At 60.9% G+C, this 26,235-nt stretch carries 21 protein-coding genes; 11 read left to right on the top strand and 10 right to left on the bottom strand.

All coding sequences use genetic code 11. The features are described from left to right. Positions 1 to 616: 616 nt before the first annotated feature. From JQ591_RS24620 to JQ591_RS24590, 7 genes are all read right to left on the bottom strand, one after another. Positions 617 to 844 carry a hypothetical protein gene (locus JQ591_RS24620; RefSeq protein ID WP_249137620.1) on the bottom strand — a complete coding sequence of 76 codons (228 nt, stop codon included), beginning with the start codon at positions 842 to 844 and terminating at the stop codon, positions 617 to 619. A gap of 399 nt (positions 845 to 1,243) precedes the next feature. Continuing rightward, a complete protein-coding gene (locus tag JQ591_RS24615) occupies positions 1,244 to 1,705 on the bottom strand; it encodes a cupin domain-containing protein (RefSeq protein ID WP_211398553.1) in 462 nt (153 codons plus the stop codon). A gap of 311 nt (positions 1,706 to 2,016) precedes the next feature. Continuing rightward, positions 2,017 to 2,745 (bottom strand): SDR family NAD(P)-dependent oxidoreductase, encoded by a 729-nt coding sequence (locus JQ591_RS24610; protein ID WP_211398552.1) that lies wholly within the window; start codon positions 2,743 to 2,745, stop codon positions 2,017 to 2,019. Further along, positions 2,738 to 4,123 carry a class I adenylate-forming enzyme family protein gene (locus JQ591_RS24605; RefSeq protein ID WP_211398551.1) on the bottom strand — a complete coding sequence of 462 codons (1,386 nt, stop codon included), beginning with the start codon at positions 4,121 to 4,123 and terminating at the stop codon, positions 2,738 to 2,740. The genes JQ591_RS24610 and JQ591_RS24605 overlap by 8 nt, the downstream gene beginning before the upstream one ends. Next, on the bottom strand, positions 4,110 to 4,355 hold the full coding sequence (locus JQ591_RS24600; protein WP_211398550.1) for an acyl carrier protein: 246 nt from the start codon (positions 4,353 to 4,355) through the stop codon (positions 4,110 to 4,112). The genes JQ591_RS24605 and JQ591_RS24600 overlap by 14 nt, the downstream gene beginning before the upstream one ends. Positions 4,356 to 4,393: 38 nt before the next feature. Then, a complete protein-coding gene (locus JQ591_RS24595) occupies positions 4,394 to 6,211 on the bottom strand; it encodes a long-chain-acyl-CoA synthetase (protein WP_211398730.1) in 1,818 nt (605 codons plus the stop codon). Positions 6,212 to 6,303: 92 nt separating this feature from the next. After that, on the bottom strand, positions 6,304 to 6,573 hold the full coding sequence (locus JQ591_RS24590) for a phosphopantetheine-binding protein (RefSeq protein ID WP_211398549.1): 270 nt from the start codon (positions 6,571 to 6,573) through the stop codon (positions 6,304 to 6,306). Between the two features lie 216 nt (positions 6,574 to 6,789). Here JQ591_RS24590 and JQ591_RS24585 point away from each other — a divergent pair, with 216 nt between their 5' ends. The 9 genes from JQ591_RS24585 to JQ591_RS24545 all read left to right on the top strand — a co-directional run bounded on the left by JQ591_RS24585 (position 6,790) and on the right by JQ591_RS24545 (position 18,226). Continuing rightward, complete coding sequence (locus JQ591_RS24585; RefSeq protein ID WP_211398548.1) at positions 6,790 to 8,016, top strand: acyl-CoA dehydrogenase family protein; 1,227 nt, start codon at positions 6,790 to 6,792, stop codon at positions 8,014 to 8,016. Between the two features lie 42 nt (positions 8,017 to 8,058). Further along, positions 8,059 to 9,021 carry an amino acid--[acyl-carrier-protein] ligase gene (locus JQ591_RS24580; protein WP_249137666.1) on the top strand — a complete coding sequence of 321 codons (963 nt, stop codon included), beginning with the start codon at positions 8,059 to 8,061 and terminating at the stop codon, positions 9,019 to 9,021. Positions 9,022 to 9,077: 56 nt separating this feature from the next. Further along, positions 9,078 to 10,352: an O-acetylhomoserine aminocarboxypropyltransferase/cysteine synthase family protein gene (locus JQ591_RS24575; RefSeq protein ID WP_211398546.1), complete on the top strand. Its 1,275-nt coding sequence runs from the start codon at positions 9,078 to 9,080 to the stop codon at positions 10,350 to 10,352. 27 nt (positions 10,353 to 10,379) lie between these two features. Next, positions 10,380 to 11,447: a homoserine O-succinyltransferase MetA gene (gene metA / locus JQ591_RS24570; protein ID WP_211398545.1), complete on the top strand. Its 1,068-nt coding sequence runs from the start codon at positions 10,380 to 10,382 to the stop codon at positions 11,445 to 11,447. A 214-nt stretch (positions 11,448 to 11,661) separates the two neighbouring features. Beyond that, a complete protein-coding gene (locus tag JQ591_RS24565; RefSeq protein WP_211398544.1) occupies positions 11,662 to 12,522 on the top strand; it encodes an acyl-CoA acyltransferase in 861 nt (286 codons plus the stop codon). 15 nt (positions 12,523 to 12,537) lie between these two features. After that, the gene (locus JQ591_RS24560) at positions 12,538 to 13,425 is read left to right on the top strand and encodes a branched-chain amino acid aminotransferase (protein WP_211398543.1); all 888 of its coding nucleotides are present in this window, start codon (positions 12,538 to 12,540) and stop codon (positions 13,423 to 13,425) included. A gap of 330 nt (positions 13,426 to 13,755) precedes the next feature. After that, entirely contained in the window at positions 13,756 to 14,814 is a 1,059-nt protein-coding gene (locus tag JQ591_RS24555; protein WP_211398542.1) for a TAXI family TRAP transporter solute-binding subunit, read from the top strand. 655 nt (positions 14,815 to 15,469) lie between these two features. Beyond that, positions 15,470 to 16,018 (top strand): DsrE family protein, encoded by a 549-nt coding sequence (locus JQ591_RS24550; RefSeq protein WP_211398541.1) that lies wholly within the window; start codon positions 15,470 to 15,472, stop codon positions 16,016 to 16,018. Between the two features lie 240 nt (positions 16,019 to 16,258). Continuing rightward, positions 16,259 to 18,226: a hypothetical protein gene (locus tag JQ591_RS24545; RefSeq protein WP_211398540.1), complete on the top strand. Its 1,968-nt coding sequence runs from the start codon at positions 16,259 to 16,261 to the stop codon at positions 18,224 to 18,226. Positions 18,227 to 18,330: 104 nt separating this feature from the next. Here JQ591_RS24545 and JQ591_RS24540 read toward each other — a convergent pair whose 3' ends face one another. The 3 genes from JQ591_RS24540 to JQ591_RS24530 all read right to left on the bottom strand — a co-directional run bounded on the left by JQ591_RS24540 (position 18,331) and on the right by JQ591_RS24530 (position 24,428). Continuing rightward, on the bottom strand, positions 18,331 to 19,758 hold the full coding sequence (locus JQ591_RS24540; RefSeq protein WP_211398539.1) for an HlyD family type I secretion periplasmic adaptor subunit: 1,428 nt from the start codon (positions 19,756 to 19,758) through the stop codon (positions 18,331 to 18,333). Beyond that, on the bottom strand, positions 19,745 to 22,501 hold the full coding sequence (locus tag JQ591_RS24535) for a type I secretion system permease/ATPase (protein ID WP_211398538.1): 2,757 nt from the start codon (positions 22,499 to 22,501) through the stop codon (positions 19,745 to 19,747). The genes JQ591_RS24540 and JQ591_RS24535 overlap by 14 nt, the downstream gene beginning before the upstream one ends. Positions 22,502 to 22,613: 112 nt before the next feature. Beyond that, a complete protein-coding gene (locus JQ591_RS24530; protein ID WP_211398537.1) occupies positions 22,614 to 24,428 on the bottom strand; it encodes a hypothetical protein in 1,815 nt (604 codons plus the stop codon). Between the two features lie 580 nt (positions 24,429 to 25,008). Between JQ591_RS24530 and JQ591_RS24525 the strand changes: the two genes are divergently transcribed. Both JQ591_RS24525 and JQ591_RS24520 read left to right on the top strand, forming a co-directional pair. Then, entirely contained in the window at positions 25,009 to 25,875 is an 867-nt protein-coding gene (locus JQ591_RS24525) for a methyltransferase domain-containing protein (RefSeq protein WP_211398536.1), read from the top strand. Between the two features lie 191 nt (positions 25,876 to 26,066). Next, a complete protein-coding gene (locus JQ591_RS24520) occupies positions 26,067 to 26,228 on the top strand; it encodes a hypothetical protein (protein WP_211398535.1) in 162 nt (53 codons plus the stop codon). Positions 26,229 to 26,235 lie beyond the last annotated feature (7 nt).

The following is a 26,235-nucleotide window of genomic DNA, read 5'->3' as shown; positions in this document are numbered from 1 at the left end:
CCACCCAATGGGGATCGAATCCGTCAACTGAGAGATCAAGCCCCGCCGGCTGGAAGCCTGTCAGAATGCCCTCGGTGCGAGGCGGCGGTTTAATCCCGGGCCGAGTTCTGCGGATGGGGAGGTCAGGCCCTGTTTGCAGGGAAAAGCACATTCCAGAACTCGTCGACAAAGGAGGGCGTCGCGAACGTCGGTCTCGCTGATGTCCTTGCGTTTCTTGCGGCGGGCGCCAGGTCTGAAGGATGCCGTTCGGGAAGCACGCGAAGCTGATCCATGACAATCAGCTCGAGTTCGGCAGCCGGTGCGAGCCTGATAGGACTTCCGATTGACCACGCTGATCGCGCTCTGACTAATTAGTAGCGATAAAGCCGTCCTGACTTCCGGGTTTGGGTACGAGACATGGCGGCGCCGTCCGTACCAAACATGAGGCGGTCCATAAGCGCGGGGCCTGAGCGCGCGCGTCACCTGCTTTAGTTCTTAGGCTCACCTTGTGGACGGCCTCACCGATATAGGCTCGATTGTTGAGGAGTGTATACACACGCCCCCGCCGAGGAGGTGGCCGTTTCGATTGCGCTCATCGGCGGCCACGTGACAAAGAAGGTTCCGACCATCTGGTCCGCTACGGTACCGGAGGCGGTTGCGGTACGGCACTTTTCGAAGACGACATGCTCTCGAGCGGCACGGCGCTCGCCGTTATGTTTTGCATCGCTAAGCTTTCTTCCGCTAAGCGCCTTTCGACGAACTGCCGCTCATAGTGGGTCAGGTTGCCCCTGAGCAATCCGCGATAACGATGAATATTGTTGCGGTGTGCTCTCAAGCGCACAAAATGCTCGTCGATCATCTTCATCACCATGCTGAATCGGAGGAATGCACGGCCGGCTTAGCTGCCGGCCGATTCCAAGTTCCGCAGACAGGCAGGATGTCGCCCTACTGCGCCGTTTGAGCTCAACAGTGCTTGATGGACATTGCGGCTTCATCCTTCAGGGGTTCCGGCGGGCACGATGCGCACGGACGGCTCACAGTCCACGCAAGGGGTCATGGGTTATCATCCGCTCGCTCTAACGAGGGCAGCTGACGTCGTTACTCTGTTCGGCCGTCCCTGTGCAGAGCGCTAGATGGAAATTTCGGAGTAGTTCATTGGGTACAGCAAGGCAGCGCAAGGCTTGTTCTCCGTGCCGCCAGACCCTAGCTAGACCCCGGCAAACCAAATCTTCGGCATGCGATCTTTAATTCCAATCAGGGCTCGCTATGAAAGTCGTGAGCCAACAGCGGTGATGCGGGCACGCCCGTGGGATGGGAAGAACATGCGCTTTAGCTTGTTGACGGCACGAACGACCAAACCTAGCCCCAACGGGTTTGTCTGGCGAAAGAAGGCCACTTTCTTCACGTGGCCCTCGACATGCCATTTGGCCTGCGCACCATTTCGAAAAAAGATAACGTCGCCGACGCCGTAACGCTTCGGCGGCATACCCTCACTCTCGAGCACGATCGATCCTTCCTGGATCACGATGGTCTCGTCGACATCGTAATACCAGTTGAACTTGCCATCGGTGCAAGACCAGATGACGGTTGTCGCAGTGCCATCCGCGCTGGTCGCCAGCACGTGCGATCGGGCTTCAGGATTGCCATCGATAATCCAGGATGGCTCGATCGGCGATGGCTTGAGATCCACGTTGCAATGGCCGGTTTCAATAAGGGCAAACCGCATTGGTCACCTCGAAAAGTGTAATGGCGCATGCTTCATGCGCCGTGGTGGCCGCAAATTATCTTAAGGTCCAACATAATCCGACGTTCTGCAAAGAATATAAAGAGACCATTTTGACGCAAGCGACACCACCATGGCCAATTCCTCCCAGCAGCCTCATCCTAATTTGGATGAGCTCGCAAGAAACCCGACCGACGAGATGGCCTTGACTTGTACAGACCGTGATGAACGAGGTGCCAGCTGCCTCGAAGTATTGGCAAATCGTATTGATCTGCGCCACTGGATGCTTGTGAGTGCGTTCATTGTCCAAGCCATCAGGCGGTGTTGCCGGCGTCTACAGTCAGGAGGGTGCCGGTGATGTTCCGACCGCCTTCGCCTAGGAGATACTCGACCATCGACGCGACGTCGTCGACCTCGGGCAGGCGGCGCAACGCGCTGCGTCCCGCGATGCGCCGGCGACCCTCATCGTCCAACGATCTGGTCAGTTCGGTGTCGACAAAGCCGGGTGCGATCGCATTCACGGTAATCCCGAGCTTGCCAACTTCGCGAGCCAGCGAGCGGGTGAAACCGGCGGCGGCCGCCTTTGAGGCGGCATAGACCGACAGGCCGTGGTAACCGGTTGAGGCGATGATGGATGAAATGTTGACTATACGCCCCGCTCCCTCAGCCATCATATGACGAGCCACGTATTTGGTCAGAACGATCGGCGACAGGACATTCAGACGGATCAACGCCTCGATCTCGGAATTGTGCATGTTGGACAGCAGGCCTTCGGTGCCGATCCCGGCATTGTTGATGAGGCCATAGATCGCGCCGAAGGCGTCGCGCAGCTCTTTCACGAACGCGGGAATCCGGTCGATTTGGGCAAGATCGAACGCTCTGAAGTGCAGGCGGTCCGGCCCAGCATCGCTGATGACTCGCGCAAGGCCGTTGCTCTCGCTGCGGGCGATCGCGACCACGTTGTAGTCGCCGGATGAGGCCAGCCTGTTAGCCACTGCAAGGCCGATGCCGCGACTGCCGCCGGTGACGAGGACGTTACGCATCGGTGCGCGCCAGCTTGCCGGCTGCAGTGACGTCCAGCCGCTCGACGAAGCAGACCACGGCAGGCACCTTGTGTGCAGGCAGCGAGTGCTTGCACCGGCTGAGAATCTCCAGGCGGATCGTTTCGCGGCAGGCCGCATCGGTGCCATCGGCGAGGACGACGTCGGCGATGACGATGGCGCCAGTTATCGGGCTCTTGCGCGGTCGCGCGCGCGACATCCGGACGGAGCCATGTTGATTGATAACGGCCTCGACCTCCTCTGGATGGACCTTCAGTCCGCCGATGTTGATGATGCCGCCGCGCCGGCCGACGAAGTGATAGCGTCCGTCGCGCAATTCCACCATGTCACCGGTGTCGACGAAGCCCTCGGCATCCAGAAGCGAAGGCGCGCCGGCACCGATATAGGCGTTCGCGGTGCGGTGGGAGCGTATACGAAGCGATCCCTCGATGATCTTCATCTCGACGCCGTCGCAGTTTCGGCCGATCAGGGCGGCGGGAAAACCTTCATGCCCATCATCGACCGAGAAGCCGACGCCGGCCTCAGTCGAAGCATAGGCATGGCCCACCGATGCTCCCGGAAAGGACCGGGCGAGGCCGTCAAGCACGGCCTGGTCGCTGATTTCCCCGGACAGGCGAATATAATGCGGTGAAAAGTCTGCGGCAGCACCGCTCATCAGGAGCTTACGCCAGTGCGACGGTGTTCCTGAAATGTGGGTGACGCTCCCCGCGCGCAGCCGAGCCACGTGATCCGCGATGGCTTCTCCGGGCTCCGACAGCACCAATGATCCACCGCCGATCACGGCGCGCAGGAAGATCTGCAAGCCGCCGTAGCGACGGATGTCATAGAACGTCGCCCAGGTCACGTTCCGGTGCCGCGCGGGCCCATCGGCGACAACGGCACCGGCCAGCCCGTCGAGCGTATGGGCGACGATCTTCGGCAGCCCGGACGTGCCAGAGGTCAGCATCAGCCATTCGGTTGCGCGTTCAGTCTTCCAGACCGTGCCCGGCCGTTCGGGTAGGCAGGCGCCGATGACCACGTACGTGCCAGCATCGCATCCGGGCAGGGGTCGATCGGTGACGATGGTGTCGACCTCGGCTTGCGCAAGCAACGCCTGGATATGATCTGAATGCAAGTCGGGCGGGCACAGAAGCATGCGGCGGACGACGCCGTCGAGCTGGATCATCACGAGCGCGGACAACAGCTGGCTCGACGTCGCAAGCAGCACCGAGCAGCCGGACAAGTCGCGAGATTCACCGGTGAGAGAGCTGTGCCCGAGAATGTCGGTGAGCGAGACGACGTGCCGAGCATCGGAGATCGTGCGGCCCTTCAGCTCCGGGCCGAGATAGTCGCGCAGTGCCAAGACCTCAGGCTGGGACATTCTCATAAGCCCGGACGAATTCGCCGACGGTCGATGGGAAGGCAGCGTCCTCCGCGACGGTGAACGGGTCGCTGCCGAGATCGTCCTCCAGTCGCGCAACCAGGATAGCGAACGCGAGCGAATCGAACCCGGTGTCGTGCAGAGCGAGATCGTCGTGGAGCGGCGGAAGCGTGACGTTCTGTTCATTTGCGATCTGCTGCATCGCCTTGAAAATTCTGGACCTTGCCGACATGCACACTCTCCTTTTCAAAAAATGGCTTCTTGAGCCGATTAGATCCTGGTTTCATTCCCTACGAGGCGCGCGTGGAGGGTCTGGTCGATCTCGTGATAATTTCCGCTCGCTGCATCGCGTAAAAACAGCCGATCCCCCACAACGGCAGGATCGAAGCCCTCGCGGATCAGCCGCTGCTTCTGCTGCTTGAAAGTGTCGGTAGCGTCAAGCGCCTCGCAATATCTGACGAAAACGGGAATGGCATAGACGGGGAGCTGGCGAGCCAAATGTTCCGCGAACGTCGCGATGTCAAAATCTGGATCTACCACTAAAGCCGCCATGCCCGCGCGACCATCGGCACCGGGTACGGTGACCCCGTATGTCGAGGAGTCAACAACGCCGGGGCATTCCCTGATCGCGTCGTTGACCTCACTGGTCGCGACGTTCTCGCCCTTCCAACGGAAGGTGTCGCCGACCCGGTCGACGAAATGAAAGTAGCCCTGCACGTCGCGAAGCATCAGATCTCCGGTCCGAAACCAGACGTCGCCTTTCGCAAAGACGTCGCGCAGGATCTTCTTCGCGGTCTCAGTCGGATCTGTATAGCCTTCGAAATGTCCGCCGCCCCGGTCTGCGGTGCCGATGCGCCCGATCGCCTCGCCAGCCTCACCATGGTTGCAAGCGATGCAGAGTCCGCCGTCGCCGCGGACCGGGCCGCCGTGCTCCGGATCGACTTTCATGATTGCGGCGGGAAAGCGATGCGCTAGCAGCGGCGGAATTCGGCCGATCGCGCCGGGTTTCCCTTCGACGTTGAACAGCGAGAAGTTGCCTTCAGTGGCGGCATAGAACTCGAGAATCTGCGGAATTGCGAACCGCCTCGTGAACGCCTCCCAGATGTCGCTGCGCAATCCGTTGCCAACGGCCAGTCGCAGCCGGTGTACGGCCTCTAGCCCGGACACCGGCGCGTTTAGAAGGTAGCGGCACAGTTCGCCGATATATTGGACGATGGTGCAGTCGAAATACATGATGTCGTCCCAGAAGTCTTCTGCGGAGAATTTCTCCGCGATCACGACCGAGCCACCGGCGCGAAGCATGCTGCAAGGCGCAACGACACCGCCCACGGAATGATGAAGGGGCAAGCAGTCGTAAAGGCGGTCGTCGACGGAAGCGTCCATCAGCCCGGCAAACCATCCGCCCCAGCTGAGGATCCGGCGGTGACTGACGTTCGCGGCCTTCGGCAACCCCGTTGTTCCTGACGTGTAGATGAGCAGAGCGCGGCCATCGATCGTGACGTCACCTCGCTCGACGGAAGACAGCGGGCGCGGATCTGCGTCAGCGAGCGCCGCGCCAAGATCGGCGCCAGCGCCTCCATGACCCAGTCTCCAGATTTGCGGTATGCGATCCAAGTGCGGACGAGCGGCTTCAAACCTATCCACACAATCGGCTGCAAGAATGATGTGGTCGGCACGTGCAAGGTTGATGCAAAAAGCGAGCGACTGGCCAACCAGCCTTGTGTTGATTAGCGCCACGGTGCCGCCAACGCTGCTGATGCCGAGCCAGCAGGCCAGATAGTCAGGTCGGTTCGGCATAAGTAGGCAGACGGTGCGACCAGAACCGACGCCGAGATCTCGTGCCCAACACGCATATCGGTTGATTCGTGAGCTGAGCTCCTTGTAGGTGTAGGATTCGCGATCCGAGAGCAATGCAGGGCGGTCGGGCTGCTGGCTCGCCCATTCTTCCACAACATCGGCGAACAGTCGTAGTGGCTCGGCCTCAATCCGCGAGGTGAGTTCAATGGCCTTCAGCCAGGCCTTGGCGACAGAGGGGCCGTGCCGCGGCCCGCAGCTTGCGGCGGCCCGCTCAATCACGCCTGCTTTCATATCTGACCTTGCAAATGATTTCATTCGAGTTTCTGCCGACGATCGTAGCCGGACAAGCTGCGGCTCAATGCGTCAATTCAATGCTTCAATTCCTATCGCGGCCTGGCGCCGAGTTGATTGAGAATCAATATTTCCAGCGTCTTGACCGATTGGAAGTTTTCGGGCGTGATTTCGGGCTGAGGAAGGGTAAGATCGAATTCGGCCTCGACCTTGAGCATTAGGGTGACCATGTCCATCGAGCCGAGTCCAATATCCACCAACCGCGACTCCGGATAGACGGCCGCGATGATCGCGTTCTCCTTAAGGACGCGTTTGACGACCGAAAGAACACGGTCCTGAACTGTGCCGGTAAACTGTTGCATTTCAACTCCATCACGCGACGTGGCGGATCATGATCGATGTGAGGCTAACTGAGTGAAGTGCGGGTCAGTAGCTCTACTTCGGGGGTACTCCGCCTGAGAGCACGTCCTCGGTCACATCCACCTTTGCTCCGCCCATGCCTCAACTGACGTCGATTAGATTGCCTTCGCCGAATTGATGTGGTCCGGGGTTGGCCGACCACCAAACTGGAGGCGGGCATGAATGTGCAGGAAGTCCGGTTCCGCAGCTTGGCTGCGGAACGCAGCCGAGCCGTATCATCTCGCGACAGCACTTCGTTCCCCCAGCGAGCGGCCATCGTCGTGGAGGCTGCGGCGATGGAGGCAGAAGAGGTCGACCGTGAGGCGCGTTTCCCACGAAAGGCCATCGAAGCAGCACGGAAGGAGAGACTTCTGGGCGCCCAGATTCCGATCGAGTTCGGCGGCGACGGCGCTTCGATCTCCGAGGTGGCTGACATGTGCTACGCGCTCGGCCGCGCCTGCAGCTCCACCGGAATGATCTTCGCGATGCACCAGACCAAGATCGCGTGTCTGGTTCGCCACGGAGTAGGCAGCCGCTGGCACGAAAGCCTTATGCGCCGCGTAGCGGCCGAACAGCTGTTGCTGGCGTCGTCCACGACGGAGGGACAGAACGGTGGAAACATTCGCTTCAGTTCGGCCGCGGTGGAGCGCGAAGGCGCCGAGATCTCGCTGGTGCGGGACGCGACTGTTATTTCCTACGGCGCGGAGGCTGACGGCATCGTCACCATCGCCCGCCGCTCAGACGACGCAGCCGGATCCGACCAAGTGCTGCTGGCGATTACCCGGGAGGACTACACGTTGGAGCCCACGCTCGCATGGGAAACGCTCGGCATGCGTGGGACCTGCAGCGCGGGCTTCAAGCTGAACTTCAAGGGCTCTTCGGAGCAGATATTCCCGGTTGCGTACGACAAGGTACATGCGCAGACGATGACGCCCGTCGCTCATTTGTGCTGGTCGTCGGTTTGGGCCGGAATCGCGGCCGCAGCGGTCGACCGTTCGCAACTCTTCATCCGCAACGCCGCCCGCGCGGCCGGAGGTAACATGCCTCCCGGCGCAGCGCATTTCACCTCGGCCAGAATGACGCTGACGAAACTGCGCGCCCTGATCGCGGCGAACCTCGACTCCTATGCGGCGCGCGAACTCGATGAGCGCGAGCTCTCGTCTCTCGACTTTCAGTCCTCGATCAACCTTCTCAAGGTGGAGGCTTCCGAGCTCGCGGTCTCGGCCGTCATGCACGCGATGCGCGCCTGCGGCCTCTCCGGCTATCGCAACGATACCAATGTCAGCGTCGGTCGTCACCTCCGCGATGTCCTTTCGGCTCCGATCATGATCAACAACGACCGCATCCTCGGCAGTATGGGTGCCGCCACGCTGATGAGCGCAGTCCCGCTCTCGCTTCACGATTGATTTGTGATTTCTCGAACAAAGGGGCTAGATGTGAACGTCGCCATGTTTGCCGCACCGGCTGAATCCACTCCGCTTCTGCCCGATCCGCTGGATCATTTGGCCAGCGTGCTGTTCCATGAGATGGGTTCGCCAGGAGTGTATGGCCGCACTGCGCTGTATGAAGACGTCGTGGAGAGGCTCGCTGCGCTGATCTCGCTGCATCGTGAGCCGGGCACCGAGGTCATGCGCTTCCCTCCAGTCATGAGCCGCGCGCAGCTCGAGCGGTCGGGTTATCTGAAGAGCTTTCCGAATCTCCTTGGCTGTGTCTGCGGCTTGCATGGTACGGAAGCCGAAATTGACGCGGCGGTCAGCCGGCATTCCGGAGACTGGACCCTATCGCTTTCGCCGGGCGACCTCGTGCTGTCGCCGGCCGCCTGCTATCCGGTCTACCCGATCGCCGCAAGCCGCGGTCCCGTGCCAGCCGGCGGCTGGTGCTTCGATGTGGCTGCCGATTGTTTCCGTCGCGAGCCCTCGCGCCATCTTGATCGGCTGCAGTCCTTTAGGATGCGCGAATATGTCTGCATTGGCAGCTCCAAGCAGGTTTCTGCGTTCCGGGAGCGCTGGATTTTGCGTGCCCAGGAAATTGCCCGCGATCTCGGGCTGAGCTTCAAGGTTGACTACGCCAGCGACCCGTTCTTCGGCCGGGTCGGCCAGATGATGGCGGTGAGCCAGAAGCAGCAATCGCTGAAATTCGAGCTATTGGTGCCTCTACGCTCCCAGGAGCAGCCGACTGCTTGCATGAGCTTCAACTACCATCGTGATCACTTCGGCACCACTTGGGGCATCGCCGATGCATCTGGCGAGCCGGCCCATACCGCCTGCGTGGCCTTTGGAATGGATCGTCTCGCCGTCGCTATGTTCCACACCCACGGCGAGGACGTTACCAGGTGGCCGGCGGCGGTGCGGGAGCTGCTCCGCTTCTCGCGGACCGAAAAGGCGACGACGTCTGCATTCGAGGTACTTTGATGCGCCTTGGAAACCCAGAGGTCGGCCGGGACCGAAGAGCCGGAGGGCCAGCCTCCATGAAAAGAGAGACTCTTGCCATCCACGGTGGCTATGACATCGAGCCAACCACGAAGTCGGTCGCAGTTCCGATCTACCAGACCGCCTCGTACGCCTTCGACAGCGCAGACCACGGAGCCGCGCTCTTCAACCTCGAAGTGGATGGCTTCCGCTACACCCGGATCGGCAATCCGACTAACGCGGTGTTGGAGAGGCGCGTCGCCGCCATGGAAGGAGGGATCGAGGCGCTCAGCGTGGCGTGTGGTCAGGCCGCGATGAATTATGCGATGGTCAACATTGCGGAGATGGGCAGCAACATCGTTTCGGTCCCGCAGCTATACGGCACGACGCATACGCTTTTTGCGCACATCCTGCCCAGGCAGGGCATCACGGTTCGGTTCGCGGAGGACGACCAGCCGGCGAGCATTGAGAGACTGATCGACGACAACACGCGTGCGGTGTTCTGCGAGAGCGTCGGAAATCCGGCGGGAAACGTCTGTGACATCGAAGCAATCGCCGAGGTCGCCCACACTCACGGCGTGCCGCTTATCGTAGACAACACGGTGCCTACCCCGATTCTGCTCAGACCGATCGAGTACGGCGCGGACATCGTGGTGGCGTCGCTGACGAAGTTCATGGGTGGGCACGGCACCACGCTTGGTGGCATCATCGTCGATGGGGGCAGGTTCCCATGGAAGGACCATCCCCGGCGCTTTCCGATGATGAACGAGCCCGAGGAATCGTACCACGGGCTGGTCTTTGCCCAGCGCTACGGGGCCGCTGCCTACATCGCGCGCTGCCGCGCCGTCTCTCAGAGAACCACCGGTTCGATTCTGGCGCCGTTGAATGCCTTTCTGCTGCTCCAGGGCATCGAAACTGTTGCGGTGAGGATTGATCGACATGTCCAGAACGCCGAGAAGGTGGCGCGGTTTTTGCGCGACGACCGTCGCGTCGAATGGGTGAACTATGCGGGCTTCACCGACAGTCCTTACCACGCGCAGACGCAGAAATATCTGGGCGGGCGCGCGTGTTCTTTGCTGACCTTCGGCGTGGCCGGGGGGTTTGAAGCTGGCAAGCGATTCTATGACGCGCTGGGCCTGGTCAAGCGGCTGGTCAACATCGGCGACGCGAAGTCACTCGCCTGCCACCCTGCATCGACCACCCACCGGCAAATGTCGCCGGCAGAGCAGCAGAAGGCGGGGGTAACTCCTGAGATGATCAGGCTGAGCGTCGGGATCGAACACGTGGAGGACATCGTCGCCGACCTCGATCAGGCGCTCCAGGCTGCAGAATGAGTCCATGTAAGCGTTGAAAGCATTCCTATGCCCATTTTGGTCGATATAGACGCCTACGAGCACCACCTGTTCTCGAGAGCGCTCGGCAGAGGCGCGGCCGCAAAGGCGTCAATGGGAACTCGGATCGAGTGCCTCGATATCGGGCTGGTCAACAACATGCCCGATGCCGCATTGATGGCAACGGAACGCCAGCTGTTCGATCTGCTCGAGGCGGCGGCTGGAAAGCTGGTGGTCAGGATGCATTTCTACACGATGCAGACCACACCGCGCTCCGATTGGGGGCGCGACTACGTGCGTCGCTACTATCGCAGCACGGACGACCTCCTGATGGGGAGCCTCGACGGTATCATCGTGACGGGTGCCGAGCCAAAGGCTCCCCACCTGACGGAAGAGCCATACTGGACGAGCATTGTTCAAGTGATGGACTGGGCCGCGGAGAATACGACCTCTTCGGTGTATTCCTGTCTCGCGGTCCATGGGGCTGTGATGCACATTGATGGCGTGGAACGCCATAAGCTTGCCGCGAAGTGCATTGGTGTTTTTGCTCAAACGAAGGTGAGCGATCACCCCTTGATGCACGATGTTCCAGCGACATTCAGAACACCGCACGCCCGATGGAACGAGGTGAAGGAAAGGTCTCTAGCGGACTGCGGATATTCCGTTCTCACCAAATCTGTGGAGGCCGGCGTCGACTGCTTCGTCAAGCAGCAGAAGAAGAGTCTCTTCGTCCATTTCCAGGGCCATCCGGAATATGACACGCAGAGTCTGTTAGGCGAATTCAGAAGGGACATAGGTCGCTTTCTCCGAGGGGAAAGTGAGGTCTGCCCGACGATACCAAAAAGCTATTTTGATGCAGCGGCGGAAGCGACGCTGGTGGACTACCGGCGAAAGGCCGTTTCGAACAGGTGTCCGGAGCTTTTCTCCTGTTTCCCGGCCGATCAATTGACGAAAGGCCTGAGAAACGTCTGGCATCCGTCAGCCAGGCGCGTCTATCGCAACTGGCTGCTGTACATGGCATCTCGGCGAGCCGCTCGCTCAAGGCCGTTGGCCCTCAATGAAAGCTCTCGAAAAAAGGCGGGTTGGGCAACAGCGTAAACCACGCGCTCACGCACCTTGGCGAGCCAGAAGAGGCGCGAGAAGATGGCCCTTCCACCACCAAAATTTCGGCCCACCATCACGTCCACAAGCTCGTCGGCACCCGATTGGATACTCGCCGAGCCAGACTACACTCGCGATCCGCTAGTCGGGTTCGTGCCTGTCGATCCGGCAACGAAGAAGCGGGACCGGATCTTGGGAAGGAGTTCAGATCATGATCCGGTGCCGCGAAATTGAACCAACTGATCTTGATGCCGTAGCCAATCTCTTGGCGCACGGTTTTGCGCGTCGCCCGCGCTACTACTGGATGAATGGGCTCCGGCGCATGTCCGTGCGTGACGTGCCCCAGGGCTTTCCGCGCTTCGGCTACATGCTGGACTATGCGGGGATGCCCGTCGGCGTTCTGCTGTTGATCTACACCGCGCGGGAAGATGGTTGCGGAACCTCGATCCGTTGCAATCTCTCAAGCTGGTATGTGGATCCGGCCTACCGCAACTACGCGTCGATGCTGACCAGCGTTGCGCAGCGCCACAAGCAGGTGACTTATATCAACATCAGCCCGGCGCACTGGACCTGGCGGACAATCGAAGCGCAGGGATTCCATGCCTATTGCGGCGGAGTGTTCTTCTCCTTTCCGGCGCTGTCTTCGTTGGCGAAGAGCATGCGTGTCGAGATCGTTCCGCAGGACGTGAAGGCGATCGACGGTTTGTCTGAAGCCGACGTCGTGCTGCTTGCGCGCCACGCTTCTTGCGGCTGCCTCAGCGTGGTGTGCCGCGCGGGCGACGGGCGCGTTTATCCGTTCGTCCTGCTGCCGATGCGCATACGCGGGGTCCGCGTACCGGCGATGCGCCTGATTTACTGCCACGACGTAGCTGATTATGTCGCTTGCGCCAACGCGATCGGACGCTTCCTGCTCTGGCGTGGCCGGATCATGATCGCTCTCGATGCCAACGGCAGCATGAATGATCTGGTGGGCTTCTATCGGGGACATCGCGGCCGTAAATACTTCAAGGGCCCGCACCGTCCCCGGCTTGCAGATCTATCGGACAGCGAGCTGGTGATCTACGGACCGTAACTCAGGAGGAGCGTCATGACTGCCGCCAGCAGATCCGTTAGCTATTCGCGCACATGGACGTTCTTCCAAGGCCAGTGGCACGAGGGCAATATTCCGATCATGGGCCCGCGCACCCATGGGCTGTGGCTCGGTTCTACCGTATTCGATGGCGCGCGCGCCTTCGAGGGCGTCACCCCCGATCTTGAGCTCCATAGCGCTCGCGTCAATCAATCCGCGATCAACTTCGGGCTCAAGCCAATCGTTGGCCTCGAAACCTGGCTGGGTCTGGCTCGCGAAGGCATCAAGCGCTTTCCACCCAATGCCGAGCTCTATATCCGCCCGATGTATTGGCCCCAGAATGGTGTGGGCGGTGGCGTGCTGTTCGATCCGGAAACAATGGATTGGTGCCTTTGCGTTTACGACGCGCCGTTGCCCAAGCCTGTCGGCAACGCAATCACGCTGTCGCCGTTCCGCCGACCAAGTTCCGAAAGCGCGCCGGTCGATGCCAAGGCCGCCTGTCTTTACCCGAACTGTTCGCGCGCGCTGAGCGAGGCCGCGTCACGCGGCTTTCAGAATTGCTTGATGCTGGACATGCTTGGCAACGTTGCGGAACTTGGCAATGCCAATGTATTCATGGCGAAGGATGGGGCGGTCTACACGCCGGCGGCAAACGGTACCTTCCTAAACGGAATTACCAGGCAGAGGGTGATCGGGCTCTTGCGCGATAGTGGCACCACCGTAGTGGAAGCCACGCTGCGCTATGCCGACTTCCTTGCCGCAGACGAGATCTTCTCAAGCGGCAATTTTGCCAAGGTTTTGCCGGTGATCCGAATCGATGATCGACCTCTCACGCCGGGGCCATTCTACACGCGTGCGCGGAAGCTGTATTGGGATTTCGCGCACGCAGCCGCGCTCGCAGCGTGATGATGGTCTTCAAACCCGGACGTGTGCTTACCTTTCGAGTTACCGATCTAATCTTTGAATTGGTCTCATCGCGTGTGGGTTCGACCACGAAGATGGCTACGAAGGCTTGGTCATCGCAACGGTCCGATGTCCTGCGGGAACGCGCGATCTCTTGCTACAGGTCGAGCTGGTAACCCGGTAGCATCGGCCCTCGTGGGAACAGGGGCCTTCGCGTGTTGCGCGCACGGCATCACCCGGAAGGGGTAGGCGCCGCTCCTCCATGCGAGGAATAGTATGCCCAGGCGAAGTGTACGAAGCTGCGTAATGGGCCGGGAAGAGGACGATGCCATCATGAGACAGCTGAGGCTACAAGGGGCGTGGAACGCAAGGTCTGGCTTGTTCCCGCTGCTTTTGCTGCCGGCCTTGGGCTTGCTGCTCGTGGCGGTTCAGCCCGCCCGCGTGGAGGCGCAAACGCAGCCGGCTCCGCGTCAATTGCGACGTGAGGCACCGCCACAAAAACCGCAGGTGACGATGAATGCCTGGACGATTGGCCTCGCCGGAGGTCTGCTTGAAGGCGCGCCAATCCGTCTAGCGGCTGAAATCGCCCGCGTCGTGGACGATGGCGAGAAGCTGCACGTGTTGCCAATCGTCACGCGTGGGCCGACGGAGAACGTGAATTCACTGCTCTATTTGCGTGGCGTCGATGTCGCCATCGTCAATTCCGACTCGCTTGACGAGTACAAAAGCCAAGTGCCCGATATCCAACAAAGGCTGGCCTACGTTCTGAACCTTTTCCCGTCCGAGCTGCATATCTTCGTTCGTCCCGAAATTCGGAGCCTGGGCGACCTCGTAGGCAAGAGGGTGAACTTCAATACCATGGGCACTGCCGCAGCCTACTCGGGACCCTTGATTTTCAGTCGTCTTGGCCTCGACGTGCAGAAGACATTCATCCCTCATCAGATCGCGCTCGAGCAGATGCGCCAAGGCGAAGTAGCCGCAGTTGTCTTCATAACGTCGAAGCCTGTGGATGCTTTCGTGCGCGGCCGGTGGGAACCGGGTTTCAAGTTCTTGCCGGTCCCCTACGATAGCAGATTCGAGGACTACTATCTTCCCGCAGCGCTCGATGCCACAGAATATCCCAATCTGATCAAGCAAGGCGAACGAGTGACGACGATTGCAGTGCCGACTGCTCTCGTCGCTTTCAACTTCCCGGCTAAATCGAACCGGTTTGAGCGCGTGGCGCGTTTCGTGGACTATCTGTTCTCGCGGATTGAGCGGCTGCAGCAGCCAGGCTTCGACCAGAAGTGGAGATCGATCAATCTCGGCTCGACCGTTCCGGGCCTCGGCCGCTTCCTTGCGGCGCAGGCATGGCTGGATCGTGAGCCGCGCGCCACGCGTCCATCGCAATGAGACGCGTGCCCGTCCACTTCGTGGCTGGGATCACGCTGGCAAGCAGCATCGCTTTGGCGCAAGAAGGAGAGCATCCGCCGGCCCAGCTTCGCGAATGTTCCGCGACGGAGCGCGCCCAAGGCCTGGAATGCCCCGAGAAGGCGCCGCGGACCGCCGCGCACGGTCAGGCTAGCAAGAACAACTGGATCATCAGCCTGACGACCTCGCCGGTCGACTATTCACCAGTTGCTACTGCCACGACATCGTCACGCGATGGTACTTCCGAGTCGGGAATGAAGCTTTCAATTCGTTGCCGCGCAGGACGGAACGAACTGGTAGTCACGGGACCCAGCGTTCCCGGTCGCGGTGACGATTATGCGATTCACTACCGCGTCAACGAGGACCAAACGCTACAGAGCCCGGCTGCCGTTCCGGCCTTTGGAGCCGGCATTGCGTTCGGAGGCGACGTTGTAGGCCTGCTGCGGTCTCTTCCCGACAATGGAAGCCTCTCTATTCACCTCGCACCCCGGACCGGCCCAGCGCTGGATGCGGTGTTCTTGCTGAGTGGATTGGAAGTGGTGCGCGCGAAGTTGGCCCCGGTGTGCAGGTGGCCACATCCGGCAGCAAAACCCAACGGGTGAGGAGTCAATGACATGTGTTCAATGGGAGAAGCGCTATGAGCATGTTTCAACATTTTGCCAAGGCAACCACCATAGGAGCCGCAATGGCCCTGTTTGGCGCGTCATTCGCTGTGGCGGAGCAGGGCGGACGGTATTGGGAGCCGGGAACGGTGAATTCCGCTACGGATCGACCGCGCGTTGCAGCAAAGCCTGTCGCCCGGCATAAAGCCACCACACAGATGCATCATTTGATTTTGCAGGTGAACACGAACGATGTCGCCGCCATGAATCTGGCGCTCAACAACGCCACGAACGTTGCGCAATACTATAAGGATCTCGGCGAAAAGGTAAAAATCGAGGTGGTCACGTTCGGGCCCGGCCTCCACATGCTGCGGGAAGACACCTCGCCGGTTAAGGCCCGTATCGAAGAGATGGCGTTGAGTGCACCGGAGGTATCGTTCAAGGCCTGCGGCAATACTCAAGAAAGAATGCATAAAGCCGAGAGCAAGGATATCCCAATTATTCGTCAGGCAGAGGTGGTGAAGTCAGGCGTCGTGCGCGTGATGGAGTTGCAGGAGCGGGGCTGGTCCTATGTAAAGCCGTGAGCGAGGCGCCCGATCCTGACATCGATCTCAGTGCCCGACGATGGCGATTGGCTGCGCTTCGCTGGATCTAGTTCTCCGGCGGAGCTAACCGACGTATGTCTCACCAGCAGGCGCGGGTACTCCGGAGCCTAACCCGAAAGGGCGGCCGGGTCCTCCATGCGGAGTATAGGATTCGCGAAAGGTTCACCGCATAATGGCGCACCTGAACAGTCCGTATTGCGCTGTGACGGGTGATTGCAAATGGATCGCGCGATTATACTCAGTGACGAGGTGAGTACGGCCTGCGCTATCGCGGGCTCGTCGCGCGAGGAGTCAGACCAGACGCCGCTTGCGGTGACGACAATAAGGCGCTTGCCCGCCGCCGGAAGATCCGCGCTCCGGTTGATCGTCGCTGCCATGCTCGCGACGACATGGACGTCGGACTCCCAGGCTTCTCCCGATTTGACGCGACCCTTGGCGGATGCGCAGCACGCGAGGGCTGTCCGCAATCGTCTTTCAGGTGATGGCGATGTCCAAGCCTTGCCGCCACGCCGCGGCGGTAGCGATGCCTTGTTGCGCGTTGTGCAAGCGACGCCGAGTGATATGGGACAGTCTCTGAGACCGGAACGCCACTGGGCGGAGGCGATGTCCTGCGAACTTACCAATGCAAGGAGCGATATTCAGTTACTGCAACGTCTCGAGCTGGAACGCGATCGGGCCGAATGGCTGGGGAAGGGTCTTGCCGCTGCGCGGCGCGATGTCGACATCCAGACTGCGCTGAAGGCCGAGGCGGTCGAAGAAGCTGCTCGGTTGAAACAGACGTTGCAGAGTGGTGCGGCAGAGCTGCAGAGGTCCCTGCAGCAGGAGCGCGAAAGGGCGGAGCGGCTTGAGCAGGATCTCGCGACGACGCGGCGCGATGTCGAGACCAAAATTGCCTTGGCGGCAAAGGCAGACGAAGCTTCCCGGCCGACAGGAGCGGAAGGGACTGGCGGTACGGAGCGACAGACGTCGCTGCAAAAGGAGCGCGAGCGGTCGGCGCAGCTGGAGCAGGACCTTGCGGCAGCGCGACTTGATGTTGCGGCCCAGACTGCACTTGCTGCAAAGGCTGGGCAGGAAGCCGCCCGGCTGAAACAGGTAGGAGAGGGCGACGCGCAGAAAGTGCAGAAGTCCTTGCAACAGGAGCGCGAGCGGTCGGCGCGGCTGGAGCAAGAACTTGCGGCAGCGCGGCTTGATGTTGCCGCCCAGGCGGCACTTGCTGCAAAGACGGCGGAGGAAGCTGCCCGACTGAAACAAGGGGGAGAGGACGATGCGGCGAAGTTGCAGAAGTCCTTGCAACAGGAGCGTGAGCGATCGGCGCGATTGGAGCAGGATTTGGCAGCGGCTTGGCGTGATGTCGAGACCCATACCTCGCTGGCTACGAAAGCAGGCGAGGTGGCATTCCGACTGAAAGCGGCGGAGAGGAGCGGTGCGACAGAGCTGCAACAGGAGCGCGAACGATCCGCACGGCTGGAACAGGAACTCGCCGCCGCGCGGCGCGCTGTCGAGACCCAAACCGCGCTAGCGGCAAAGGCAACGGAGGAAGTGTTGCGGCACAAGCAGGCAGCCGAAGCCGGTACGGCCGAGCTGAGCCAGTCGCTTCCAACGCTAGATGCGCAGGCCCAAAGCCTCTCCTTGTCGCGGAGCGCGATCTATGCGTATGAGGCTCAGGTTCGCAAAGCCGAAGATCAAGCGGCGGAGCTCAGACAGATCGCCGCAAATGGCGCGCCGTCCGCTGGCGAAACCGCGCAGGAGACGCGCGACCGCCGTCTGGAGCGGGATCTCGCGCTTGTGCCGGGCGCTGTGGCCAATGTCGTGACGACTGGCTCGGCGACGCGTGATAGGTCCGCCGAGATGGCTGCTACGGAGCGGACAGCAGAGACGCCAGCCCGCGCGAATAGTCAGCTCAACGCGGAGCGGGCCGACGAGGCGACACTGTTGGGCGCGCGCGCGAGCGCGCTGCTCCGGCAGGGCGATATCGGCGCGGCTCGACTGATCCTCGAGCGGGCTGTCGAGATGGGGAGCGCCCAGGCAAGCTTCGCGCTGGCAGAAACTTACGATCCGTTGACCCTTGCGAAATGGGGAACTTTCGGCACGCGGGGCGATACCAGAAAGGCTCAAGACCTCTATGCCAAGGCGGATGCCGCAGGAGTCGAAGAGGCGAAAGCGCGGCTAGAGTCGCTACGACGCTAATGCGCTATCATCTCCACGCCCAGCATCCCCAATGACCTTCCTCGTTGCAGAGCGGGCAGCGATTTGGCTGCCAGCAGTGCCTACCGATGGGGCTCCCGCTTGGGCTAGCGCTCTCGCAGGGACTCCTGCCTGTACCGTGCCAGCGGCGAGAGCAGATAGCTGATGATCCTGCGTTCGCCGGTCTTGATTTCGACCGTTACCGCCATACCAGGACCTAGCTTGACGAGCTTGTCCTCCACCTGCATGTGCGTACGATCGACCGAGACGCGCGCGGCATATTCCAGCTCCTGACCTTTCGGCTCACTGCTGCTCTGTGCTGCACTCGAATTGCGGTCATTCGAGCCGGCCTGCGGCCTATCGCGCGTGATGGCATCCGTCGACACGCTGAGCACGTCTCCATGAAGGAGCCCGTAGCGCGTGAAGTTGAACGTATCGACCTTAATCTCCGCTTTCTGTCCCGGATGAACGAACCCGATGTCGCGGTTGGAGAGCATCGCCTCGATCTCAAGCTGGCTCTCGCTCGGGACCACCACGGCCAGCGCCTGAGCAGGCGTCACCACGCCTCCCACCGTGTGAACGGCGAGCTGTTGCACGACGCCGTCGACCGGGGCAGTCAAATGCTGAAGCCTCGTGCGCCGCTCTGCCTTGACCGCTTCCTGCGCGGCGCTCGCAGCTTTCTGCTCGGCTTTCGCAAGCGCGTCATAGGTGGCACGCCGATACTCCGCAGCGGTCCTTTCCTTCGTTTCCTTCAGCAAGGCAGTGGCGGCGTCGGCTTCGCGAAGCCGGCTCTGCTGCAGGACCAGATCCTGCTGAAGGCCGACCAACTCCTGATATTCGGAGAGATAGACGACCTTCGAAGCCAAGGCTTTGTCGACGAGAGTCTTACGAATGTCGACCCGTTCCTGGAGCACCGGTATCGTCGCCTGGAGCTTCGCCACGCTGGCCGAGGTGGTCGCCCGCTCCGCTTCCTTCTGACCCTGCTGGCGCTCGATCTCGGCGAGCTTGGCATTTTGCTCGGCACGCTGGCTGCTCAGAAACTGGCGATGCATCTCGATCTCCGCGGCGCTTGCGCCCTGCGGTGATCGGAAGGCGGCAAGCGGATCGTCAGTGAGCGCAGCACGCAGTCGAGCGACGTCGAGTTCGGCCGCAACCAGATCGCTTCTCTGGCGTTCCTGATCGGCTTCTGTCATCGTCGGGTCAAGCTCGATCAGGACGTCGCCAGCCCTGACGCTTTGTCCATCGCGAACCTTGATGGCGCGGACAACGCCCGTCTCGAACGGCTGGATCAGCTTGGTGCGCCCACCTGGCACGATCTTGCCCGTCGCGCTGGCCACAATATCGACGCTGCCGAGCGTCGCCCACACCAGCGCGCTGCAGAACACCGCGATGATCGTTGCCCCGATCGAACGCCCGATTGGCGACGGCGGCGATTCAGTGATCTCGAGCGCCGCCGGCAGGAACGCAATTTCATGCTCGCGGCGGCGAGGTTCTCGTCGCGGAAACGGAACGATGTTGCGACTAGCGGATGTCATGGATGCCGGCCTGCAGGTAGTGGAGATTTGCGTAACGCCCGTTTGTGCGGATCAATTCGTCATGGCTGCCGTCCTCGACGATGCGACCATGCTCGAGTGTGATGATTCGGTTCGCATTGCGCACGGTCGAGAGCCGGTGAGCGATGATGAACACGGTCCGTCCGGCGGAAATCCGCTTCATGTTCTGCTGGATCGCGCGTTCGCTTTCGTAATCTAGGGCGCTGGTTGCCTCGTCGAGGATCAGGATGCGTGGATCGGTGATGAGTGCGCGCGCGATTGCGATGCGTTGGCGTTGCCCGCCCGACAGGCTGCTGCCCCGCTCGCCCACGATGGTGTCATAACCTTCGGGCAGTTCGAGGATGAAGTCGTGAGCGCCGGCAAGCATTGCTGCCTCGATCACGCGCTCCATCGTCATGGTCGGATCGGCCAGCGCGATGTTGTCGCGGATGGAGCAATTGAAGAGCACGTTTTCCTGCAGTACGACACCTATCTGGCGCCGCAACCAGCTCAGATCGATCATCGCGAGATCTACGCCGTCGACCAGAACGCGGCCGCTTTCCGGAACGTACAGACGCTGGATCAGCTTTGTGATCGTGCTCTTTCCAGAACCAGAGGAACCCACGATGCCGATAACCTCGCCCGGCTCAACGCTGAAGGACACGTCGTGAAGCACCTCGGGGCCGTCGATGCGGTAGCGGAAGGTCGCGTGCTCGAACGCAACCTTGCCGCGAATCGGCGGCAGAGCCGCGCGGGCCGGAGTGAAGCTCGGCTCGGGAATGGTGTTGAGGATGTCGCCGAGACGATTGATCGACAGTCGCGCTTGATGGAAATCTTGCCAGATCTGCGCCAGCCGCAGCACCGGCGTGCTGACGCGCGCCGCCAGCATGTTGAACGCGACGAGCTCGCCGACGGTCAGGTCGCCGCCGATCACGAGGCGGGCGCCAAAGTAAAGGGTAGCGGCGATGACCAGCTTGTTGATCATCTGGACTGCCTGGCTCGCGGTGTTGTTCAGGCTGAGCACTCGGAAGCTTGCGGCCACATAGCCGGCGAGCTGTTCCTCCCAGCGGCGTTGCATCTGCGGCTCGACCGCCATGGCCTTCAGCGTCTCGACGCCTGTGACGCTCTCGACCAGGAATGCCTGGTTCTCGGCGCCGCGATTGAACTTCTCATCGAGGCGCCGGCGGAACAGCGGCGCTGCTCCCGCGGAAATACCGATGTAGAACGGAAAGGACGCCAGGACAATCCACGTCAAGGTCGTCGAGTAATAGAACATCACCGCAAGGAAGACGAAGGTGAACAAGAGATCGATGACCAGTGTGAGAGCGGAGCTCGTCAGGAACTGGCGAATGTTCTCAAGCTCGCGGACGCGAGCAACCGAATCGCCGACGCGGCGGGTCTGAAAATATGCGATCGGCAGGGCCATCAGGTGACGAAACAGCCGGGCACCGAGCTCGACGTCGATGCGGTTTGTCGTGTGCGCAAAAAGATAGACACGCAGCGTCTCGAGAACTGTTTCGAACACGGTGAGCGCGACCAGGCCCATGACCAATACGTCGAGCGTGCTCATGCTTCGATGCACGAGTACCTTGTCTATGACCACCTGGAAGAACAGCGGTGAGACGACGGCAAAGATTTGAAGAAAAAACGATGCGACCAGCACCTCCCCAAGAAGGCGGCGATACTTCTGCATCGCGCCGACGAACCAACCGATATCGAAACGCCGCGCCAGATCGGTCAGGCTCGCGCGCCGGGCCATCAAAATGATGTCGCCGTCCCAAATCGCCTCGAGTTCGGTTTGCGTGATGGCCTCGGGTCGGGGAGACAGCGGGCGCTGAACGAGGAGATTGTCGTCGATGACCTTGCCTAGGATCAGGAAGCCGCCGTCACGCAACACCGCGATCGCCGGCAGCGGGGTGACCACAAGCCGATTCCAACTCGTCCTTTGAACCCGTGCCTTGAGTCCAAAATCCTTCGCACAGCGCAGGATTTCGGTGACGCCCACGCGTGCCCTCCCCAACTGATGGCGGATTTGGTCAGGGTCGGCCGCGATTCCATGGCAACGCAGCAATATCGCCGCTGCAATGAGCCCGGATTCATCGGCATTCTCGGCTTCGGAGTCCGCTGCAGGGGATTCGTTTTCCGGGGGGCGGGAAGCTGTATCGTCTCGAGCGACGAAACGCCCGCCGATCAAGGTGTTGCGGGTCTTCGCCAAGATGGCATCGCCGGCCTTCAGCAGGCTATCGCGGACACGCATCAGGGCGCCGCTGCAGCGACGCACCATGTCAATTCCGCGGGCGTTCATGCCGCCAAATGTTTGTAGCGCGCGATGGGCGAGGCTCCGTGATCCGGCCAGGAGGCTCCGTGATCCGACCGAGATCAAGCCGCCGTCCCAGATCGCTTCGAAATCCTCACGGGCCATCAACGCCGGATGCGACGAAGTTGGGTGCAGCACAAGCGCGGCCTGCCCATCGATCTTTCCCAGAAGGAGAAATCCGCCGTCATGCAAGGACGCGATTCCAGGCAGTTGGATGCTCGCAAGCCGTTGCCAATTCATCGTTCTCGAACGAACTTTGACCCCGAGATCGCGCGCGCAGCGAAGCATTGCGCGGATGCCGATGCCACTATCCCCGCAGCGATCTCGGAGCTGGTCGGGCTCAATGGTCACGCCATGAAGGCGCAAGAACAGAGCTAGCGCTCGGAGCCCCAGTTCTGAGGTGTGGGCATTTCCGTTCTGGATAGCCATTTTGGACTTTAACCCTTCACGGCAACCTGGCCGCGTTTGATGTTCCTTCTCCGGACTTCCAAGTCTTGGTAATGCCGCACCGAGGCGCTGAGCGCCCCGGTGCGGTAGCGGATCAACCTTGAGGTCTGGTCAGGAACGAACCCTGTGTCCAGGTGGTGCCGTTCGACACAGCTGCCACGATTTGACCTGCGTCGATCCGACCGGCGTGGCCTGCCAAATATTGGTTCAGCAGCGCAAAACTCTGGCTTGCCTGGGATGCCGTGGTGGTGCCGTGATCCGGCGAAGCGACCGCGTCCGTCGCGGAGGTTGCAAGAGTCCTGGTGAAGCTGTTCATACGCTGCTGCAACTGGGCAAAGCCCTGATTTGCCAAGTCCCCTGTGCTTGCGGCAGGCGCAGCAGCCTGAGCGGTCGTGACGCTCGTCGTGTGCGGGGACCATGTAGCTGGCCTGGGATCCGTCACGGTAATGGTCTGCGGCGCCGCGGATGTGACAGCGCCGGTGACCGGGTCCTTGGCGCTTGCGGTCAGCGTGAGGTCCGCGACCGGATGGCCGCCGCCCCTGTACCAAGACGTCAGCGTCAGTCCGCCGTCGACCTGCGCGGCGGTCAAGGTGAAGTCGCTGCCGCTGAACTTGCTGCCATCGCTGGTGGTGATCGTCTCGTATTTCGGGAGCCCTTGGATGTTGAGGGTGACACGATCGTTGGAGTCTGTCGTTGTAACATCCACCCCCAGGTCGACCTTGCCTCCTCTCCCGGCCACCCACAGTGAGCTATCCGCGACGGAGAGGATCGGTTTGGTCACGGACGGAGTCGATGGGGGCGTTGGCGTGGCCGATGTAGTCGAGATCTGGAGACCGGAGAACGTCGTTACCGCGCCCGAGAGGTTTGCTGCGAGACCGCCGGAGTCCTTGATGCTTGCACCGTTCGGGAGATTGGCCCCGGTGATGGCGAGCGCCAGAGTATTGGTATTCGTCGACGCGACGGTCGTGCTGAAGGTGAGAGAACTCGTCCCGGACCCGCCAACATAGGTAGCCTTGGCGCCATCATTGAGCGACAGCGTAGGCGTACCGGAGACCGTCACGGCCTCGCTGAAGCTAAGCGTCAATTTAACGGAATCGCCGACATGCTCGACTCCGGTTCCTGGCGAAGCGAAGACCTGTGTCACCGATGGCGCGACATTCGGTGTGATCGGTGTCGTAGGCGTGGTCGGCTGCGTGGGTGTCGTGGTCCCGGAGGTGCTCTGCAGGGGAGGCGGTGGATCGGCCTGCAACTGCGCTGTGCTCATCGAGGTGAAATAAAGGGGCTTCCATTCGGTGGTCAGTTCGACCCAATCGCTCATCCCGACCCCGGGATTATTCACGAACACTCCATTTTCGTAGAGATACGTCGCTGTGGCGCTTCTCCACCAGTCAGCGCCAAGATTGGCCACCAGATGCTCGTTCGGATCGTCGGTCTTCATGCTCGCCTGAACGTAAACACCATCGATCGTCCCGGGCGTGTACGTTCCGCGTCCTCCTCCAGGCCAAAAATGGTCGTTGTATCCGCTTAGTGGCGCAACGACGCTTACGGTGCCGTCCGCTAGCTTTGTCTCTTGCCATGGAACGTTTGAGTTTCCGGAAAAGTCAGCGACATACTGGGCCCCGCCGATGGAGCCCGTCGCCTGATCCTGCACCTTGACCCAGCTGCCGCTTGTGAGATGCACCCAGGTCTCAAAATTCGCGATCTGAACATTGGCCGGATTAGAATCGATCGGCTGGCCGGCCATGGGATAGATCTGGCCCCATCCGGTAACAGCCGAGAAGTCCGAAGGAGGGCTGCTCGAAGAGCCGGTCTTGCCGGAATACCAAGAGTAGTACGATGGTACGCCCAACGGGAATCCTTCGCTATTTCCGGCTGTATTTTGATAGATTGCATCGGTCAGAGCAGTCACGCAGATTCTCCATTGCAGACTAAGTTGAAGACGAGGAATTCCACTGCCGCGCATGGGGAACGCGCGACATACCGCATGCCCGCAGTCTCAAGCTGCGAACAGATTTCCAGGTATTGCAGCCTCGAACCGCGAGGATCTTTCAAAGCAGTGGGATTTTGGGAATGCTGGCCCCCCGACTGCTAAGGCGGTTCGTTAAGAGCCAAAAATGGCGAAAAAAGTTTCAAACTGTGATTAGAACAGTCAAAGCTCTGGTTCTATACACACGTATTATTTTCCTAAACGCACGCATTTTTCAGCGATGTGCGCGCCGAATGTCGATTTGGGGCGCACAGCAGAGGTTCTCCATTACCGGAGTGTCAGCCGAAGCGAGGTGCCGTCCAGCGGACCGAGTTGCCTCAGCCGAACTCGACGATTGCGGCATGGCGCGCCGATCATTCTTCTAGCGCGCGTTGTCGCGCAATGAAGGGCGACAGCATTTTCGGGCCGATCGCATTCTCTGCGCGGGGTAGCTCCTAAGGGTTATTGCGAGACTCGCGACATCCGGGACACATTGGGTCGCGGACGCGAATGGGTCTCTTCAATGACGGCTTTTGAGTTGACGAAGCTACGACCCGACTATTTGGCGATCAAGCGGCGCCGCAAGGACACGCGGCCGCCCGAGCGCCTTGTCGCGCACTACGAGCTCGAACGCAGGCTTTCGGATCGGCTGCGATTCGCCGGCCGCGGCGAGCGCTCCCGGCTCTACACCGAAGTCTATTCGGAGCTGTTCGACAGCCTGCCGGACCATCCGCAAAAAACTGCTACGGACTCCCGTGTGGAGAGGATCGCGAAGCAAGTCAGGCTTCTCAAGACTTGGATCCGGCCGAGTGACGTGTATTTGGAGATCGGCTGCGGCGATGCCTTGCTGCCCTTCGCGCTGTCCGGGTCCGCCGGTGAGGTGCTCGGCCTCGATGTCACGGACGTGCTCGTGGATTTTGCCGCCGCTCCGAGCAACTTTCGCTTCCTGTCGACGGACGGCGTCGATATTCCGCTCGCCGACAACTCGGTCGATCTGGCGCACTCGGACCAGCTCATGGAGCATCTGCACGTTGAGGACGCGGAGACCCAGCTCCGGGAGATCTACCGGGTGCTCAGGCCCGGCGGACGCTATGTCTGCAAGACTCCGAGCAGCGTCACCGGACCGCACGATATCTCGGTGTTCTTTGACGAGGTGGCGCGGGGCATGCACATGCGGGAGTACGACTATAGTTCCCTGCGTGCCCTGATGCTCAAGGCCGGTTTCCACTCGGTCGAATTCCCCTTGGTGGCATCCGGACATCGGATCGCCACACCCCCTTATCAGTTGATGCGGGGCATCGAGCAGGCCTTGCCTCGGCTTCCCGGTCGTTTGCGGCACACTTACCTGGCCCGCTTCCTGATGGGTATCACCGCAGTCGCTACCAAGTAACAACCTTGAGCTCGAGCGGTAATCGCGGCGATGGTGCCCGGCGAACTAGGGATCGGTCGAGGCAAGCTGAATCGCCGCTTGCTGGGTCCGAATGCACGCCTCTGATAGTGAGGCAAGAACTAAGGCCAGTCCATTGGCTTACCTCATAATGGGAGTCGCCCTGTCTGCCGTTTCTTCGGAGTATGTGCATCTTGCAGGCACTGATCGCGGAAGAGCACGACACGGCCAATAACAACTTGGTGCAGCCGCCGCCGATCCTTCTGCAGGAGAAAGAGAACCGCAGAGTGGACGGGTCTTACCGACAACTCGAGGCGTGGTCCCAAAAGGCGGCATTATTCCGGGAGCCGATTTAGTGGGGGT

The sequence above is a fragment of the Bradyrhizobium canariense genome (genome assembly GCF_018130465.1).
Classification (GTDB): Bacteria; Pseudomonadota; Alphaproteobacteria; order Rhizobiales; family Xanthobacteraceae; genus Bradyrhizobium; species Bradyrhizobium canariense_C.
This window is presented reverse-complemented; position numbering and strand designations above follow the sequence as displayed.